The sequence below is a fragment of the Candidatus Cyrtobacter comes genome (assembly GCF_034470605.1).
Lineage (GTDB): Bacteria > Pseudomonadota > Alphaproteobacteria > Rickettsiales > Midichloriaceae > Cyrtobacter > Cyrtobacter comes.
Map to the genome: position 1 here is coordinate 1 of NZ_JARGYT010000025.1, position 16,319 is coordinate 16,319.

The 16,319-nt window shown below is 33.9% G+C and carries 11 protein-coding genes and 1 pseudogene; 7 read left to right on the top strand and 5 right to left on the bottom strand.

Annotated features, from left to right (window positions below; genetic code table 11):
- Positions 1-815: 815 nt before the first annotated feature.
- Positions 816-997: pseudogene (locus tag Cyrtocomes_RS06125) on the top strand (transposase); the annotation flags it as partial.
- Between the two features lie 233 nt (positions 998-1,230).
- Here the strand turns inward: Cyrtocomes_RS06125 and Cyrtocomes_RS02595 are convergent.
- Positions 1,231-1,584 carry an HU family DNA-binding protein gene (locus tag Cyrtocomes_RS02595; protein ID WP_322497654.1) on the bottom strand — a complete coding sequence of 118 codons (354 nt, stop codon included), beginning with the start codon at positions 1,582-1,584 and terminating at the stop codon, positions 1,231-1,233.
- Positions 1,585-1,868: 284 nt separating this feature from the next.
- On the bottom strand, positions 1,869-5,033 hold the full coding sequence (locus Cyrtocomes_RS02600; RefSeq protein ID WP_322497655.1) for an FAD-dependent oxidoreductase: 3,165 nt from the start codon (positions 5,031-5,033) through the stop codon (positions 1,869-1,871).
- A 92-nt stretch (positions 5,034-5,125) separates the two neighbouring features.
- Between Cyrtocomes_RS02600 and Cyrtocomes_RS02605 the strand changes: the two genes are divergently transcribed.
- Genes Cyrtocomes_RS02605 through pheS form a run of 3 tightly spaced genes read left to right on the top strand, consistent with a single transcriptional unit; the run spans position 5,126 to position 8,364 of the window.
- The gene (locus Cyrtocomes_RS02605) at positions 5,126-6,124 is read left to right on the top strand and encodes an aspartate-semialdehyde dehydrogenase (RefSeq protein ID WP_322497656.1); all 999 of its coding nucleotides are present in this window, start codon (positions 5,126-5,128) and stop codon (positions 6,122-6,124) included.
- Positions 6,121-7,341, top strand: a complete 1,221-nt coding sequence (locus Cyrtocomes_RS02610) for a pentapeptide repeat-containing protein (protein ID WP_322497657.1) — start codon at positions 6,121-6,123, stop codon at positions 7,339-7,341. The genes Cyrtocomes_RS02605 and Cyrtocomes_RS02610 overlap by 4 nt, the downstream gene beginning before the upstream one ends.
- Positions 7,342-7,353: 12 nt before the next feature.
- The gene (gene pheS, locus Cyrtocomes_RS02615; protein WP_322497658.1) at positions 7,354-8,364 is read left to right on the top strand and encodes a phenylalanine--tRNA ligase subunit alpha; all 1,011 of its coding nucleotides are present in this window, start codon (positions 7,354-7,356) and stop codon (positions 8,362-8,364) included.
- Between the two features lie 509 nt (positions 8,365-8,873).
- On the opposite strand, the gene mltG is transcribed toward pheS, so the two are convergent.
- Positions 8,874-9,884, bottom strand: coding sequence for an endolytic transglycosylase MltG (mltG, locus tag Cyrtocomes_RS02620; RefSeq protein ID WP_322497659.1), 1,011 nt, complete (start codon positions 9,882-9,884; stop codon positions 8,874-8,876).
- 355 nt (positions 9,885-10,239) lie between these two features.
- On the opposite strand from mltG, the gene Cyrtocomes_RS02625 reads away from it, so the two are divergent.
- From Cyrtocomes_RS02625 to Cyrtocomes_RS02635, 3 genes are all read left to right on the top strand, one after another.
- Complete coding sequence (locus tag Cyrtocomes_RS02625) at positions 10,240-11,793, top strand: lysine--tRNA ligase (protein ID WP_322497660.1); 1,554 nt, start codon at positions 10,240-10,242, stop codon at positions 11,791-11,793.
- A gap of 214 nt (positions 11,794-12,007) precedes the next feature.
- Complete coding sequence (locus Cyrtocomes_RS02630; protein WP_322497661.1) at positions 12,008-13,714, top strand: hypothetical protein; 1,707 nt, start codon at positions 12,008-12,010, stop codon at positions 13,712-13,714.
- 407 nt (positions 13,715-14,121) lie between these two features.
- Entirely contained in the window at positions 14,122-14,904 is a 783-nt protein-coding gene (locus Cyrtocomes_RS02635) for a succinate dehydrogenase iron-sulfur subunit (protein ID WP_322497662.1), read from the top strand.
- 455 nt (positions 14,905-15,359) lie between these two features.
- On the opposite strand, the gene Cyrtocomes_RS02640 is transcribed toward Cyrtocomes_RS02635, so the two are convergent.
- Both Cyrtocomes_RS02640 and Cyrtocomes_RS02645 read right to left on the bottom strand, forming a co-directional pair.
- A complete protein-coding gene (locus Cyrtocomes_RS02640; RefSeq protein WP_322497663.1) occupies positions 15,360-15,704 on the bottom strand; it encodes a hypothetical protein in 345 nt (114 codons plus the stop codon).
- 14 nt (positions 15,705-15,718) lie between these two features.
- A complete protein-coding gene (locus tag Cyrtocomes_RS02645; RefSeq protein WP_322497664.1) occupies positions 15,719-16,036 on the bottom strand; it encodes a hypothetical protein in 318 nt (105 codons plus the stop codon).
- Positions 16,037-16,319 lie beyond the last annotated feature (283 nt).

The window sequence follows — 16,319 nt, forward strand, 5'->3', positions numbered from 1 at the left end:
TTCGCTAAACTCAAAGAAAATCGACGCTTAGCATTACGATTTGAGAAATCCGATCTCTCTTTCCTTGCCTTTATAGCTTTAGCATCTATTAAATACAACCTTTGTTAACAGTGCCTAGGCAATGTTATCTATTTTTATATCATAAAATTACTTATTTTCTCCCATTGAGCGCTCTTCGTATAACGCTTTTGTATGAGTTATTGGCAAGAAAAAGCGAGAAATTGTTATTTGCGTGTAGTATATAGTAAGATAAGTGATATTCAAAGGAAAATGCCAGCATGATACAGATTTTCGTAAGGAAGTTATAACATATGTAAATAGAGGTATAGCTAAGTCAGTATAAAACGTCATATAAAATAGGAGTTAAGAAGCTAGAGTGATTATTTAATATACTATCTTAGCTATAACAGCTGCAATAGCGCCTCAATAAAATTTGAAATAGCATCAAATACAGTAAGAAATTGGCAAGATAGGTATAAGTCTGAGGGAAATAGCCAAAAAGGTGTGGGGAAAAAGGGACGAATAACAAGTGAAGATGTTGCGTGAATTCTAAGTTCTTAGAAATGGGAACGCATTTTAACATGATCTCTGTATGGGCATATTATTGGTTAAAAAAGTACAGCTATAAAAAAATACATACCTTGAAGCAGAAAAGCGAGATAAATACAAGGCGATCATAAAAAGATATAATTGCTTTATATATTGAGAGTGGCATTTGCAAATATATGGGCTAAAAGCGAGAAACTGGAAAAAGAGTGGAAAATATTATGCTAATATTATTGCCGGTTTAGTGAATAATGAGCAGATAGCACCAATTTAATTGTTCTTGCAATACTCAAGTTTTTGAGATTTGGGAAATTCTTAATTAATGAGCTTAAATCTGGTCAGGTAGTTATTATGGATAATGCTTCCTTCCATAAATCTCGGAAAAGATCTTATTGAATCTATTGGTTTTTTACCTCCTTATTCACATGATTTGAAGCCAATAGAGAAATTCTTGGCTAAGAGGTGGATTAGAGCTCATATTAGTCATCTTGCGATGCTTTAGTTAAATTCTTCAATACGCAAATCTTAACTTGATTTACTATACATGCTACTCTTACCTCTGACAAAAGGCCAAAATTAATCCCAGCGTACACAAAATCGTGTATTTGACATTACACCTTATTTAGCCACCCCTATTGCACTCCTCTAAAAAAACTATCTCACATAGCTTGCAATCCCTACTTTCTAACCATCAATATTATCTATATTGCTATTTATCCTCTTCTTTAAAGTTGGTGCAGGTGTAAATTTTATAACTTTTCTTGCTGGTATATCAGCCTCTACCATAGTTTTTGGATTTCTTCCAATTCTAGCATTCTTATACCTTAAAGAGAACGAGCCAAACATCCTTAATCTGATTTTTTTATCCAGAATAATCTGCTCAGAAAGAAAAGAAAGTATCTGTTCTACTAAATTAGATGATTGAGCTGCGCTAAAGCCTGTAGCCCTCTTGATACATTTTATCAAATGCTCTCTGGTTACGGTATTTTTTTTATTTTTAGCGGTGTACAAACTTTGCTCAAAACCACTATTCTGCATAAGCGCCATACTAAGATACTAAACAATAATGACAACGCGGCATTATAATTGCACAAAAATAAGAAAGCAACATATTATGCTGAATTTTTAGCAAACACACCAGTAACGTGTAAATATACCAGCTTAGATTGAATTTTCAATAGAAATCTATGGAAAATTCTATTTTTATCAACAAAATACATTTAATGGTTTAAGACTAAGAAATCTTATGTTACATCTTTGAAGGCTCGTTAAGCTCTTTTGCGCATGAATAAATGCTCAACATTATAAATTATAAGAAATTTTTACATAATTCTTTTAAAAAACTGAAAACAGGCCTTTTCTAAAAGACTATTTTGCCCAAGCCTTCTGTTCAAAAACTCAAAATCTACATATCGTGCATTTTGATCCTGTGCCAAACAACTATAAAAATAACCTTCCTCACCAGTTATATTATTTTTGTATTTCTGTACGCATCTTGAACATATGCCCTTCATCATACACTGCATAGGAGAATTGATTGATACAATAACATCACACTCTTTTTTAAAGGAACTGCTCAACTGATTATATCTTGCAAAAGTTACCGCTTGCATCATCGCATCTGAGCCTATCGAGATAATTCGATCAACTTCTTGCAAAGGTATCGGGACATCTTTAACACTATTGTATTTTTTTATTGCCTCTACAATATTCATTTTGAAAAAAAGATCCTGCTTTCTTCTTATCTCCAAAACATCATCATCGCAGCACCATACTACAATATCTGAAGAATCTTCTATCTTATCTCTTTTAAAAAGAAAATCTTTTGCTTTATATCCTGCAAAATAGAGCACCATACAACCATTTTGTCGCAATGCTTTACCTATAGAGAATAACACCGCATTACCAAGACCACCTCCAACTAACATTACAGTTTTATTGCTTAAGATTTCTGTTGGCTCTCCAGTTGGCCCCATTAAAGATATAGCATCTCCATTTTTTAGAGATCTACACATGCTACTAGAAGCACCTGTTTCAAGTACTATTAATGAGATCAAATCACCTGAAATTTCTGCACCAGTAAGTGCTAACCCCTCCATAAAAAATTCTTTTTTATTTTTTTTATAGGCTTCAAATTTATAGAATTGCCCTGGTTTAAAATTTTTAGCAGCAAGCTTTGAGCGAACTATGATCTCAATTGTGTTTTTTGCTATTAAAGAAACGCGAATAATTTTTGATAGCAAGGCATCATCAACATCACTAAAACTGTGTTGTGCTATATATTCGCTCTCTTTGATATCATTTATTACATATTTATGTCCATATTTCGCGCTTGCAATCGCTCTTACAACACTACCTGAATAATCTGCATGCATATCACCAAAATAACTCACACCGTGTTTTGCAAGCACGCCGCTTTTTTTCTTAATAAATTTTCCATCAAGTTCTAAATCAAGCTCTTTTGCTATCAATGAATTTGGATTTGTTCCCGCTGCAATTAAGATAGTTTTAGCCTTTATAACACCATCTTTATGCCTCAGGCCTGTACATCTACCACTTTCATCCAATTCTATTTCAATAGGTTCAATATTTTCCAAAAAACCTATACCTTCCTTGAGCCCATCCTCTAATTCTTCGTAATTAGTTCTATATGATGGTGATTTTTCAAAATGGCTTCTATATACTACAAACGCCCCTCCGAAAGATTTTAGCATTGAGATTTTTTCTCTTTTATTTTTTGTACCTCGTAATAATTTTGCATGTTTTATAAATCTTTCTGCACGCTTTGCATCATCCTCTGATAATGAATCCAAAAACTGATCACCTAGAAGCTCCGATTTAGATAAAAACTCTTCAACCTGTACGGCATAGTAAAAAAATGCCTCTACAGCAGTATCTATAGCTGTAAGCCCAGCACCTATCACAATAAGCGGAAGTTCAATTTGCAAATTTGTGTTTGAGTTCTTTCTCAGCGCATCATCAAGATGAAGTTGCATCAGAAAATCTGATGCACAATGTACGCCTTTTGCAAAAATATTTCTGATTTTTGGTATATTAGGAGACCCAGCACCAAGACAAAGCGAAACGTGTGAGAAATTCATAGTTTTTAAATCATCATTTTTTATATTACCTCCAAGCTGAACTCCTCCATACATCCTAAAATTAAACCTCCTTTCAAGTAACAGCCTGATAATCCTAAGATAATTCTTATCCCACCGTTGCGTTATTCCATATTCTGCAACACCACCAAATCCTTGCGCCCCCTCACCATAAACTTCACTAATATTATATATTGGCTTGAATATGTGCCTTTTTCCAAATTCATCAATGCCTGATATATCACTAGGCATTTGTTCAATTTTCAGCCCATCTATAGCAACTACATTAACCCCTGAGTTAAGTAAATAATGTGAAAGTGTAAAGCCAGCAGGACCAAGACCTGCGACTAATACTCTTTTACCAATATTAACATACGGCATATAATCATTGTTCTTCAGTGGGTTCCACCTCGTAAGTAGGCTGTATATCTCAAAGCCCCATGGCAAATTTAATACATCATTCAGTATTTGTGATTCTACCATAGGTATATCAACAGCTTCCTGCTTTTGATATATACATGCTCTTGAGCATTCATTACATATCCTATGACCAGTTGCAGCTACCATAGGGTTATCAATTGTAACAATTATCAGCGGGGCTATGATAAACCCTTGAGATTTTACAAAATTCATCTCAGATATTTTTTCATCAAGCGGGCATCCGCTTAACTCGATATCAAGTGGATTTTTTATATATGTAATATTGTTCCTTAGTCCATTTGAACACGAATCTTTACCCCTCTTGTGACAATAAAGACAGTATTTTAAATTCCAAAGCGAAGTAACTTCATTTTTATTCTTATCATAGTGATCATATGTAATAAGATTCTCATCTTTTTTTATCTTTATTAATTTATCATAATCTTTTTTGGCAGGAACTTTAAATAAGGTCCAGTTCGATTGTGGCGCATCTTTATTGCCCATAATCCAACATGAATATATTTTTGCATGATATAGGCCCTCCTCATTACCATCTTTCATAAAATTATTAATTTGTGTGGCCAGTTCAATTTCGCATTGAAGGCCAAGGCCTATGCTCAGTAAATATTGTTTTGCTTTATCTATATTGGAGCATATTTCCTGTTCAGATAGCATATCTGACCTGACTACTTTTTTTTGGATAAAATTTCTATTACAGGAAATTACAGGTTCTATTTTTTCATAATATCCAGCCCTACCTTTAACTTCAAATTCTATCCCAAAGAAAGATGCAATAAAGTTTTCTGCAAAGTATGCAACATCTATAGTAAGCTCTGGATTGTATGAATCGGTATTCCTATACTCAATTAGTTTTTTATATAAAGATACTTCGCTTAAAGATAGCTCATTTAGAAATATATGATCCAATTTTTTTATTCCAGCTTCAGTATATAAATCGCTGAACTGCATACCATGCTTTAGTAATAGATTTTTCATTCAAAACTTGCCAATACACCGAAAAGTAATATTATCACATCCAAGCAGATTTAATAATAGCTTTTATGTCTTATAAAGTGGCGGTAGTTGGTGCAACAGGTAGCGTTGGTTTGAATATGCTACAAATTATGCATGAAAGGAGCTTTCCAATCTTAGAAGTCATCCCGTTATCATCAGAAAATTCTAGGGGGCGCGAGGTATCATTTGGGGATATTGATTTAAAAGTTATTGCATTAGATGATTATGATTTTTCAGATACCCATATAGCGCTATTTTCTGCGGGCTCGAAGGTTTCTGATCAATATGGAAGAATGGCAGCTGAAGCTGGATGCATCGTTATAGATAATTCCTCTTTTTTTAGACATGATGACCAAATACCATTGGTGGTACCAGAAATAAATGGTAATAGGGTTTCGGACTATACAAAAAAAAATGTAATAGCAAATCCAAATTGTACCACTATACAAATAGTTATGGCATTAAAGCCATTATTGAGTTTAGCAAATATAAAAAAAGTTATTGTAACTACATTTCAGTCTGTTTCTGGCGCAGGAAAAGAAGGAGTGAGGGAGTTAGATAAGCAGATGCGAGGTATGCTATTCAATAAAGAACCGGAAAATACAATCTTCCCACGGCAAATAGCTCATAACGCGATACCATGTATAGGTAGTATCAATAAGAATGGCTTTAGTATAGAGGAAGAAAAGATAATGAGTGAGGTAAATAAAATACTTGAAACACAAATATACATTGAGGCTACATGTGTAAGAGTGCCGATATTTGTTGGTCATTGCGCAAGTGTTTATGTAGAATTTGAGGAAGAGGTGGATCTTGGAGAGGCTCTTGAGGTATTAAACGAGTTTCCTGGTATTATGCTATCTGAGAATGTTTTGGAATATGTAACACCAATAGATTGCCAGGGAGAAGATGCAGTGTTTGTATCAAGAATTAGGCAACATTCTAAAAATACTTTAAATATGTGGGTTGTATCTGATAACCTAAGAAAGGGTGCGGCGCTTAATGCTGTACAAATTGCAGAAGAATTGGTTGAACATCATATATGATACAAATATTGGCTATATTTACGCTTTTTATTTGGCAGAGTTGCTTTGCAGATAATGCGCAAGAGCTCTTAAAGGGTATAGAGCGGATTACATTAGATGCGCAAAATGTAGTAATAAAAAAACCAAAAAGTCTTTCAAAAAGCTCCTTATCACGTAAAAATATTGTTGATTATATAGAAAGTCAGAGAAGTAAAAATGCTACTTTAAATCTATCAGATGATCTTGGTGATAATTTATCCAATCTTGACTTATCTGAGGTTGATTTTTCTGGCGCTAATCTCCTTAGAGTAGATTTCTCAAATTCCGATTTAACTAAGGCAAAATTTGAAAATTCTTATTTGGAAGACTCAAATTTTACAAAAAGTAATTTAACAAATGCAACCTTTAAGAAGGCTGATGTTTCTGGGTCTATTTTTGAAGATGCCATTATAGATGGAACATCATTTCAGGAAGTATTTGGAAAATCGTCTACTTTTGTAAATGTCTCTATATCAAATACATCTTTTAAGGATTCGGAGTTTAGCTTTTCTGACTTCTCAACAAGCAAGATAAATTTAACAGATTTCTCACAAGCTAAGCTTGTAGGGTGTAAATTTTTAAGCTCTAAGCTAAATGAAGTTGATTTTACAAAATCAAATATTAGCTCTTCTAAATTTCAATTTGCTAGCTTGCATAATGTTTCTTTAATTAGCGCTAATATTGATAATTCTGAATTTGTTAACGCCAGCATATCTGATTCTAAATTAATGGGAGCAAGCTTAAAAAATTGTAATATGGAGAGTATAAAAATTACAAATTCTTATGCAGAATCAGCAAATCTCTCGAATTCTAATATGATTAAATCACGTATTACGAATGTAAATTTTGATGATGCATATATGCCAAATAGTAATTTTAGAGATTCTCAAATTGTAATTTTAACATCTTCTAATGCAAATTTCCGCAATGCTAACTTTACTAGCTCAATAATCAGATCTTCCATTTTTAAAACTATCAATATGAAAGACTCTTTGTTAAAAGGGGCTAAATTTATATATTCATATCTTGAAGACGTGGATCTTTCAAATTCAGATCTTACTGATGTAGAGATTACAGATAGTAATTTGATAAATAGCAAATTTAATGGAAGTAATACTAATGGACTAAAAAATAATAACTCATCCTTTAAAAATGCAATTGGTATGACTAAAGATGTAGATAATAAAAATAATAAATAGATATAAAAAGGTATGGAAAAAATAAGTTCACTGTTAATTGACCTCAAGGCTAGGCTCCAAATGGAGCTTGAAGATGTGGATTCCATTAATAAGCTTTATAATTTTAAATCCTCATTTATAGGCAAAGGTTCAGAGCTCAATTTACTAAATAATAGAATAAAAAACTTAGAATCTGAAAACAAAAATAGTCTGTTTTCAGCATTGCAAGATATAAGATCATATATATTTACCCAAATAGAGAAAAAGAAGAAAGATATAGAGGATGCACAAATAGCAAAAGAATTAATACAGCAAGCTGTAGATATCACACTGCCATCTAGAAAGGTAACTGGTGGGAATTTGCATCCATTAATGTCTGCCATCTCGCTTATAAAATCTATATTTGCCTCTATAGGTTTCAATTTTATAGAAGGTCCGGAAATAGAAGATAATTGGCACAATTTCACAGCTCTTAATATACCTGAAGATCATCCTGCGCGTAATTTACATGATACCTTCTATATAAAAGGGGCTGATAGACTGCTCAGGACGCATACATCTTCAGTACAGATTCACCATATGCAAAATCATAAACCACCATTGAAAGTGATATCAGTTGGTAGAGTTTATAGATCTGATTTTGATTCTACGCATACCCCTATGTTTCATCAATTAGAAGGGTTGGCTATAGGTAAAAGTATAAGCTTTGCAAACATGAAATGGTGTTTAAATCAATTTTTGAAGGCCTTTTTTGGAAGAGATATAGAGAGTAGGCTGAGATCAAGCTACTTTCCATTTACAGAGCCATCTGTAGAGATAGACGTTCGTATTTCCGATAGTAAATGGCTTGAGATAATGGGATGTGGAATGGTTCATCCAAATGTGCTTAAAAATGTGAATATAGATAGTACAGAATATAGTGGATTTGCATTTGGGTTTGGTATTGAGAGGCTTGCGATGATTAAGAATGGTATTCCTGATATTAGGCACCTTTTTTCTGGTGATTCATGTTGGCAAAAGGCATATGGAAGTGTTCAGCCATAGTATCGTTTCTATATTTTTTAAGCATGTAAGTTGATTTAAGGCGTATCAATACTTTTGTTATATTGCGCATTTTAGTCTTATTGAATCGTATATAATCATCTAAGCTGAATTAGCATAGACTGTAATATAGGCGGTGTTATCTATCTACCTCCAAATAAAAAACAGCTATAGAATACCAAACATAGGTATGGCTCTCAAGCCAAGATTCGCAATACAATTCAATAGATTATCCACATTTTTGTGTCTAAGGCTGCAAAAGTATGATTTATTTTATTACAATATCGGCAGCGTTCATCATGGATCGCTATTAATTTAAATTTGGTAAAAAACTTCAATTAATAGCTACGGGATAAATCATAAAAAGATCTAGTAAATGTCAGAAAATGCTGCGTTTAACTATTATTATTTAACAAGAATCAAAGTTATTCTAGGTGTATATACTGCCATAATATTTTGTGATGAAACTGGTTTTAAGGTGGCTAAAAACAGCTATCCTTACCTTATTTTTATCACTGTTTATTGGGCTGATTAACACCCACAAGCTGCCTTGCTTCTTTATATAGCTTCACATTCGCTATATGCTCGCTAAAATTTTTTGCAAAGCGGTGGGTGCCACTATTGTCTGATACAAAATATAGATAATTAGATTTGCTTGGGCGTAACACAGCACTTATTGATGCTCTACCGGGGTTGCATATAGGGCCAGGAGGCAGCCCTTTATTAATATATGTATTATATGGTGATTGAATTCTTAAATCTTTATAAAACAACCTAATTCCAAAATTATTTCCAGAATTAATAGCAAATATTACTGAAGGATCTGCATCTAGCTTCATCCCCTTCCTTAACCTATTTATATATACTGAAGCAATCATAGGCTTCTCTGCATCAACCCTAGATTCTTTTTCCAATATTGATGCCAACGTGACTACATCTTGTTTATTTTTGATAACATCCAATATGCTTTCATCTATATTGTTCCATTCCTCATCCAAGAACTTAGTCATACTATTTTTCATTCTAGAGATGATGTCGTAACTGCTATTACCATACTTATATACGTATGTATCAGGCATAAGCTCACCATTCTTAAACTCATACTCTTTTTCTTCATTTAAAATACCATAACCAGAATTTACCATGCATACCACCTGGGTTGAGATAATTCCCTCTGGTATCAAAATCTTATGCGAAATTGTCTTTCCCTCAAAAAGTTTTCTAAGTATATCAAAAATATTTTCTCCAGCATAAAATGAATATTCGCCTGCCATAATTACTTTTCCCAGTAATCGATTCATAACTAGATATGAAATATTAAACAAATGCCTATCTCTAATAATACCATCACTCTCCAGTAAATTTCCTATTTCTGTGGCACTTAAGCCGCTTTTTATAATAAACGATGTTCTATTTTCTTTTGTTGGGACACTACATAGATATAAGAAGCAGAATGATATAAGTACTAGAAATATGCAAGAAGCAAGGAATGAAAAGACCGATATATTAAAAAATTTCTTCATTATAAATTCGAGTTACCATCAATTGTACTATAAATATCATAGATCCTACAAATGAAAAGAATGAGCCCAAACCCATACATGAAGCTTTATTTAGATTGGGTTGCCATTTTTGCTAAAAACCTGAAATTCTTTCAATTAATTTATTTATGCAAAAATAAATTTTTACTCATTTATATTTCAATAATAACTACCGCATAACCCTCTCTGTGATTCTTTATGATATTTTAGTGTGACTCTATTATGTGTTTTATTCGTATATGCTAAAAAATGCTCAAAATCATACCATGTTGTAATGACTTAAGTATAGAAGTGGTTTATATTTACTTTCGCTAGTTTGTTGAAGCATATAGGTTAGATGAGAAGCTTAAGACACTGGACATTCCAGGCTGCAGAAAAAATTCTAGAAAAAATAGATGGTAAAATTCCACAAAAGGGATACGTGTTATTTGAAACTGGGTACGGTCCATCAGGATTGCCGCACATAGGGACTTTTGGAGAGGTTGCTAGGGTTACAATGGTGCAAAAGGCATTTGAGATGATCTCTGGCGGAATAAAGACTAAATTAATCTGCTTCTCTGATGACATGGATGGTATGAGAAAAATACCGGATACAATCAAGGAAAGAGCTCATGAGTATTTGCAATATATAGGAAAGCCACTTACAGCAATACCAGATCCATTTGATAAGCACGAGAGCTTTGCAAATAATATGAATGCAAGACTTAGAGCATTTTTAGATGAATTTGGCTTTGAATATGAATTTAAGAGCGCAACTGAATGCTATAAAAATGGAACCTTTAATTCAATGCTAATTAAGGTGATGGAGAAGTATGATGAGATTATGAATGTCATGCTTCCAACCCTTAGAGATGAGAGGCAAAAAACCTATAGCCCATTTCTTCCAATCTGCCAAAAAACTGGCAGGGTGCTAAATGTATCTATAATAGATATGGATATTGAAAAAGGTACCATTAGTTATATGGACGAGGATGGTGAGAGATGTGAGACATCCGTTTTTAATGGTGGATGCAAGCTGCAGTGGAAGCCTGATTTTGGGATGCGTTGGGCTGCATTTGATGTAGATTTTGAAATATATGGCAAAGATCACCTTGTAAATGGTAAAATTTATAGCCAAATCTGTTCTATATTAGGTGGAAAGCCTCCTTATCAGATATTTTTTGAGCTATTTCTTGATGAAGAGGGTAAAAAAATATCAAAATCCAAAGGTAATGGTATGACCATTGATGAGTGGTTGGATTGTGCGCCACAAGAAACTTTGAGATTTTTCATTCATGCCACACCACAAAAAGCAAAGAAGTTACATATAGGAATAATACCAAAATGTGTAGATGAGTATATTACTCTCTTAAATCAATATAATGATGAGCAAGATCAGCGAATAAAGATGGAGAGCCCTCTTTTTTCTGCGCACTGTGGTAATGTTCCTAATTTTAAGATTGATGTCACTTACTCATTATTATTACACTTAGCATTCGCATGTGGTAGCGAAACAGTTGAGGTAATTTGGAAGTATATATTAAAGATGCCTAACGCTCCGAAGAGAGGGGAAATTGCATTTTTTGATAAGATGGTATCTGGTGCGGTAAACTATTTTCTAAAATATGAAAAACCTAGGAGGATTCTGAGGGAGCCAACAAACGCTGAGCTTGTAGCGTTTAGGCTATTGATAAATAAACTTTCTATACAGAGCGAGCAATCACCACAAGAGCTTCAAAACCTTGTTTATAGCGTTGCACAAGAATGTAATATGGATGTGAAGGAATGGTTCTGTGCAATATATGAAACTTTATTTGGCTCGGTTAATGGCCCAAGGTTCGGCTCTTTTATAGCTCTATACGGAATACAGGAAACTATAAAACTGATTAAAAATAGATGCTTTAAAGAATAGGGGACAATTTCTTCTGGCGAATGATCTCTCAAGTTTCTGGCTGTTTTTATAGAGATATGCCTTGCTGTTATTATGAGGTTTTAGACATATTAAGAGAGAAAAGCAATACGGTCTAATTTTATGTAAGAATTCTTGTAATAATTATATTACTGTTATTATGTTTTATATCTACTTGCGCTATGGTTGAGTTATAAAGTATTTATATATTGCAAATATGCAGAAAGCAGGTAAGTTAATGACAGTTGATTATGTAGATGTGCTTAAGGGCATGTATGAAAAATTTCAATCGCTGTTGCCTGAAATAGAGGCAGTTTATGATGGGCATGGGGCAGAAGACAGAGATACTGTTCAGAAATTTTTTCATAGTTTAAAGATTGCGTTGAGCTTCAATAAAGAGGGGAAATACTATTCAATACGCTCTTACTTGGGTATAAACATACTAAATACGCTTACTAATAATATGTGGACAACTACTGATGCCACGCTCTTGAACGTTATTGATATAATACCTGGTAAAGACAATGGTCTAGAAGATGCTGACGATATACTAGATATATTACAGTATTATACTGCACTTACCGGTCGTTATGCTTCTAAAGATGATCTTGATGATAAGAAAAAAAAGCTAGATGGCCTTAAACTTAAATTACCTGAATTAATTAATTCAATACAATCACGAGTGCGGATGGATAATTCACCACAGCAGCAAAGAGAGGGACAAGCATCAGGGCTACATGTAACTTCTGTGGCGCCTCCTCTTCAAGCCGCTCCTCAGAACCCGCCACAACCCGCTTCTTCACGTGCCACTCAGGTATCTACTTCTCGGCAACCCGCAGCCGCTTTAGCACGGCCACAACCCACAATACAGCCAGCTCCTAAGCCATCATCATTACAAAGCCCTGGTACATCTCCAGGCTCTAGTATTCCAGGCTCTAGTATTCCAGGCTCTAGTATTCCAGGCTCTAGTCCTTCTTCTAATCCTCAGCGCTTACTTGATATAGTTCGCTCTATATTTAATTGGATATCTGAGAGAGTAACAAGGGTTTTTGTACGTTTGGGTATAGTATCCAAGAATGTGGATATTAAAAAAAGTATTGATGAGCTGAGAAAAAATATTGGGGCTAGTATAGATGTTTCTGGGCAGAAGGTTACAAATGGTACAGGCATTGATAAGATTTTGATCAAGCACTTAGATAAATTAGAACCGCTGTTAAAAAATAACCCAAATTCTAATAAAATTAGACCAATAAACAATCAGTTACGTAATGTAACAGAAAAGGCAAAGGATTTGCTTGAAAAACGTAAAGCTTTTGCAATTCTCCTTAATAAAGTGGTTATGGATTCTGATGAGGTTAAAGATGTATTTAATAGTCAGCAGGAAAGCGAAAAGGCATATCATGAAGCTGTTGATAGCTTAATATTAAAGATTCATGAGTTAACAGTAGAAATTCGTGGAGAGCGTAGTAATATTAAGGATGAAGTTGCGGCAAAAATAGAGCAGATAAATGCTTATATCACACAGGATCGTGATACCAGGGTGAATGGAGCTGGCCAAGGTGGGGTCAATACTATAGAAACCAGGATAAAAACATTACAAAACTTTTCAGATGCCCAGTTAAAATCTGGTGATATTGTGAAAATACTAGGAGGTTTAGCTGATACCATGAAGGAATTAAAGGATGCACGCATAGCTCTTGCAAAAGCTAACAGTGGTGATATGACAAAGTTGCAAGATGATGTATCCAAGTATGATGGAGAGTACAATACGCATATGACGGCCCTAGACAAATTCATTAGAGAAGTAGCAACCACCCAAAAACAAGCTGTATCGCCAAATGTTGGGCAGCAAAAAGATTGGGGTGGTACTGTGAGCGAACGAAAAAGTAGTAATATAGGAGGTAGTAATGTAGGAAAGAGCTGAGATAGTTTAAAAACAAAGATTATTTAGTGTAGCTAGACCCTTATAATTAATTGCTTGATGGTTTTAAATTAGCGATTGGAGGGCTCAGCCGTTTTTTATAGTTATTTGAGTTGAATTAGCATGAGCTGTTTAATATAGGTGATATTATTATATATTACAGCTAAAGCAGTATAAAATGATTACATAAAAAGTAATTTTGTTGAACCTAACCAAAAGATAACTAAGCTATTTTCTAGTCATGCACCATTTTTATGACGCTTTAGCTATATCTACCTCAAATAAAACAGCTCTATATATGATGTGATACTTATATAATAAGATTTAGTTTATAGTAGTTGTTAATAATTTAGTGATTGATATAAATTCATTTAAGCAATAACCTTTAAATAGTGTAAATCTGTTTTCATATGCTTTCTCTTGGTCTATTCCTTAAAAGTGGTGTTAAAGAGGGTAAATACCACAAATTGGATAAAAAACCTTCTAAAAGTGCTGTAATTTCTATATATAGGTTTGACCCTGAATCCGGACAGGATGGCCCTAGGTTGGATAAGTATGAAATTGACCTAGACGAATGTGGCTCAATGGTCCTTGATGTACTGCTCAAGATTAAAAATGAAATTGATCCAACGCTTACATTTCGAAGATCTTGTAGAGAGGGGATATGTGGTAGCTGCTCTATGAATATCAACGGCGTGAATACGCTTGCTTGTATAAAAGATGTTGAATTATCCTCTTCAGGTGAGTTGGTAATATATCCGCTTCCTCATATGAATGTGATAAAGGATTTGGTATGTGACCTTTCTGATTTTTATAAACAGTTGGCTAGTATTAAACCGTGGTTGCGCTCAGACCAACATCCAAAGGGCGGCAAAGAGAGGTTGCAGAGTGATGAAGATAGAAAGAAGCTTGATGGTTTATATGAGTGTGTGCTTTGCGCATGTTGCTCAACTAGCTGTCCGAGTTATTGGTGGAACGGGGATAAATACCTTGGCCCTGCTGTCCTATTGCAGGCTTATAGGTGGATAGAAGATAGCCGTGATGATTCACAGAATGAGAGGCTTAAGGATTTGGATGATGCGTTTAAACTATATAGATGTCATACTATAATGAATTGTGCAAAGGCATGTCCTAAAGGTTTAAATCCCGCAAAGGCTATAGCTGGAATAAAGGCAAAACTATCTTCTTCATAGGGTGAAAATTATATAAAGATCTTAGATAGTTTGGATAGCTATTAATTTAAGTTTGGTGAAAAAGCTATCGCTATAAGATAACCCTCGAAAAGATTAGCAAATATCAGGAAGATGGTGCGTTTAACAATTATTATGCTCTTTAATAAAGATTAAAGTTATTTTTTATATCTATAGCTAAGATAGTATAAAATGGCGCAATAATTGCTCTAGTTTCTTAACTCCTATTTTATATGACGCTTTATACTGACTTAGCTATATAGCAAACACTGCCAGATCTTAGGTAGTGTTTGCATGTGGTAGCACCATGTGTTTGTAAATAAAAAATGTTTGGAATCGTCTCTATAAATCTGCTAGACTGCTCGGTATCTAATATAGTTAAGTATAGATCTTCACTTTTAGCAAATTCTATACCTATAGAATTCAGCGCAGACTAGGTTACTGAATACTGTTATTAATCAGGCTTGGGCAGCTTGTATTATAAGGTTTGTACTTATTTCATCAATAACTGAGTCCCTTGCTTGTTTTAGTATCTTCAGAGCCCTTTCATCTTTTAGTTGTAGTACTATAAACTTTACACTAGCTTCAAGACTTTTTATTATCGTCGCATTTTGGGGATTTTTTTCATTATTACCAAAATTCGATAAATACATGATCAAATCTTCTAATAACCCGCCTTGCTTTGTGCGGTGTAATATTATTATTTCAAAAATTGCAATGCCTTTTGTAGGGGAATTAAGGAACGCAAGTCTTATTTTGCCAATCGCATTAATAAAACCTATTATATCAAAGTTATCTTTCATAATAGACAATAAATTTATTTTTCTAAAGATTGTTGATTATAACCCTCAACTAGGTTTCGTATGTTTTGTGTAACCCATTTACTAGCACTATAAGTGTTTGCAACCGCAAGTGTATTTATGGCAGCAAGCGATAATCTTGCCTCATTCATGTATTCAACTATCGTACCGTAGCTTGGCAATTTTGTATTATTGCCAAATAATTTATCAATAATTATGTTAGCAGCATTAGTGAGCGGTGGGAAAATTGTATAATTTATTGACTTCGATACTAGGTGGCTAACCAAGCTATTATTATGCGGTTGTACAGCACTATCTTTAGCATCATTGAGCAACGAGCTGACACTTTCTCCGGCTATAGCTTTAATACCAAAATTTTTATCCCCATCCCTTTTTATACTACTTTCCGCCGCTATTTTTAAATGAGACCTGGAACGTATAGGTACGGCTTCTAAAACGGCTGCTATCCCTTCTTTATGTGTTTTTTCTTCTACTTTTTTTCTTAGGCACTGTTAACAAAGGTTGTATTTAATAGATGCTAAAGCTATAAAGGCAAGGAAAGAGAGATCGGATTTCTCAAATCGTAATGCTAAGCGTCGATTTTCTTTGAGTTTAGCG

Excerpts from the sequence above, each read along its gene's own strand:
- Cyrtocomes_RS02635 (WP_322497662.1), top strand. The coding sequence starts at position 14,122 with ATGCTTTCTCTTGGTCTATTCCTTAAAAGTGGTGTTAAAGAGGGTAAA.
- Cyrtocomes_RS02595 (WP_322497654.1), bottom strand. The coding sequence starts at position 1,584 with ATGCAGAATAGTGGTTTTGAGCAAAGTTTGTACACCGCTAAAAATAAA.
- Cyrtocomes_RS02605 (WP_322497656.1), top strand. The coding sequence starts at position 5,126 with ATGTCTTATAAAGTGGCGGTAGTTGGTGCAACAGGTAGCGTTGGTTTG.
- Cyrtocomes_RS02640 (WP_322497663.1), bottom strand. The coding sequence starts at position 15,704 with ATGAAAGATAACTTTGATATAATAGGTTTTATTAATGCGATTGGCAAA.
- Cyrtocomes_RS02625 (WP_322497660.1), top strand. The coding sequence starts at position 10,240 with ATGAGAAGCTTAAGACACTGGACATTCCAGGCTGCAGAAAAAATTCTA.
- Cyrtocomes_RS02630 (WP_322497661.1), top strand. The coding sequence starts at position 12,008 with ATGCAGAAAGCAGGTAAGTTAATGACAGTTGATTATGTAGATGTGCTT.
- mltG (WP_322497659.1), bottom strand. The coding sequence starts at position 9,884 with ATGAAGAAATTTTTTAATATATCGGTCTTTTCATTCCTTGCTTCTTGC.
- Cyrtocomes_RS02600 (WP_322497655.1), bottom strand. The coding sequence starts at position 5,033 with ATGCAGTTCAGCGATTTATATACTGAAGCTGGAATAAAAAAATTGGAT.
- Cyrtocomes_RS02610 (WP_322497657.1), top strand. The coding sequence starts at position 6,121 with ATGATACAAATATTGGCTATATTTACGCTTTTTATTTGGCAGAGTTGC.
- pheS (WP_322497658.1), top strand. The coding sequence starts at position 7,354 with ATGGAAAAAATAAGTTCACTGTTAATTGACCTCAAGGCTAGGCTCCAA.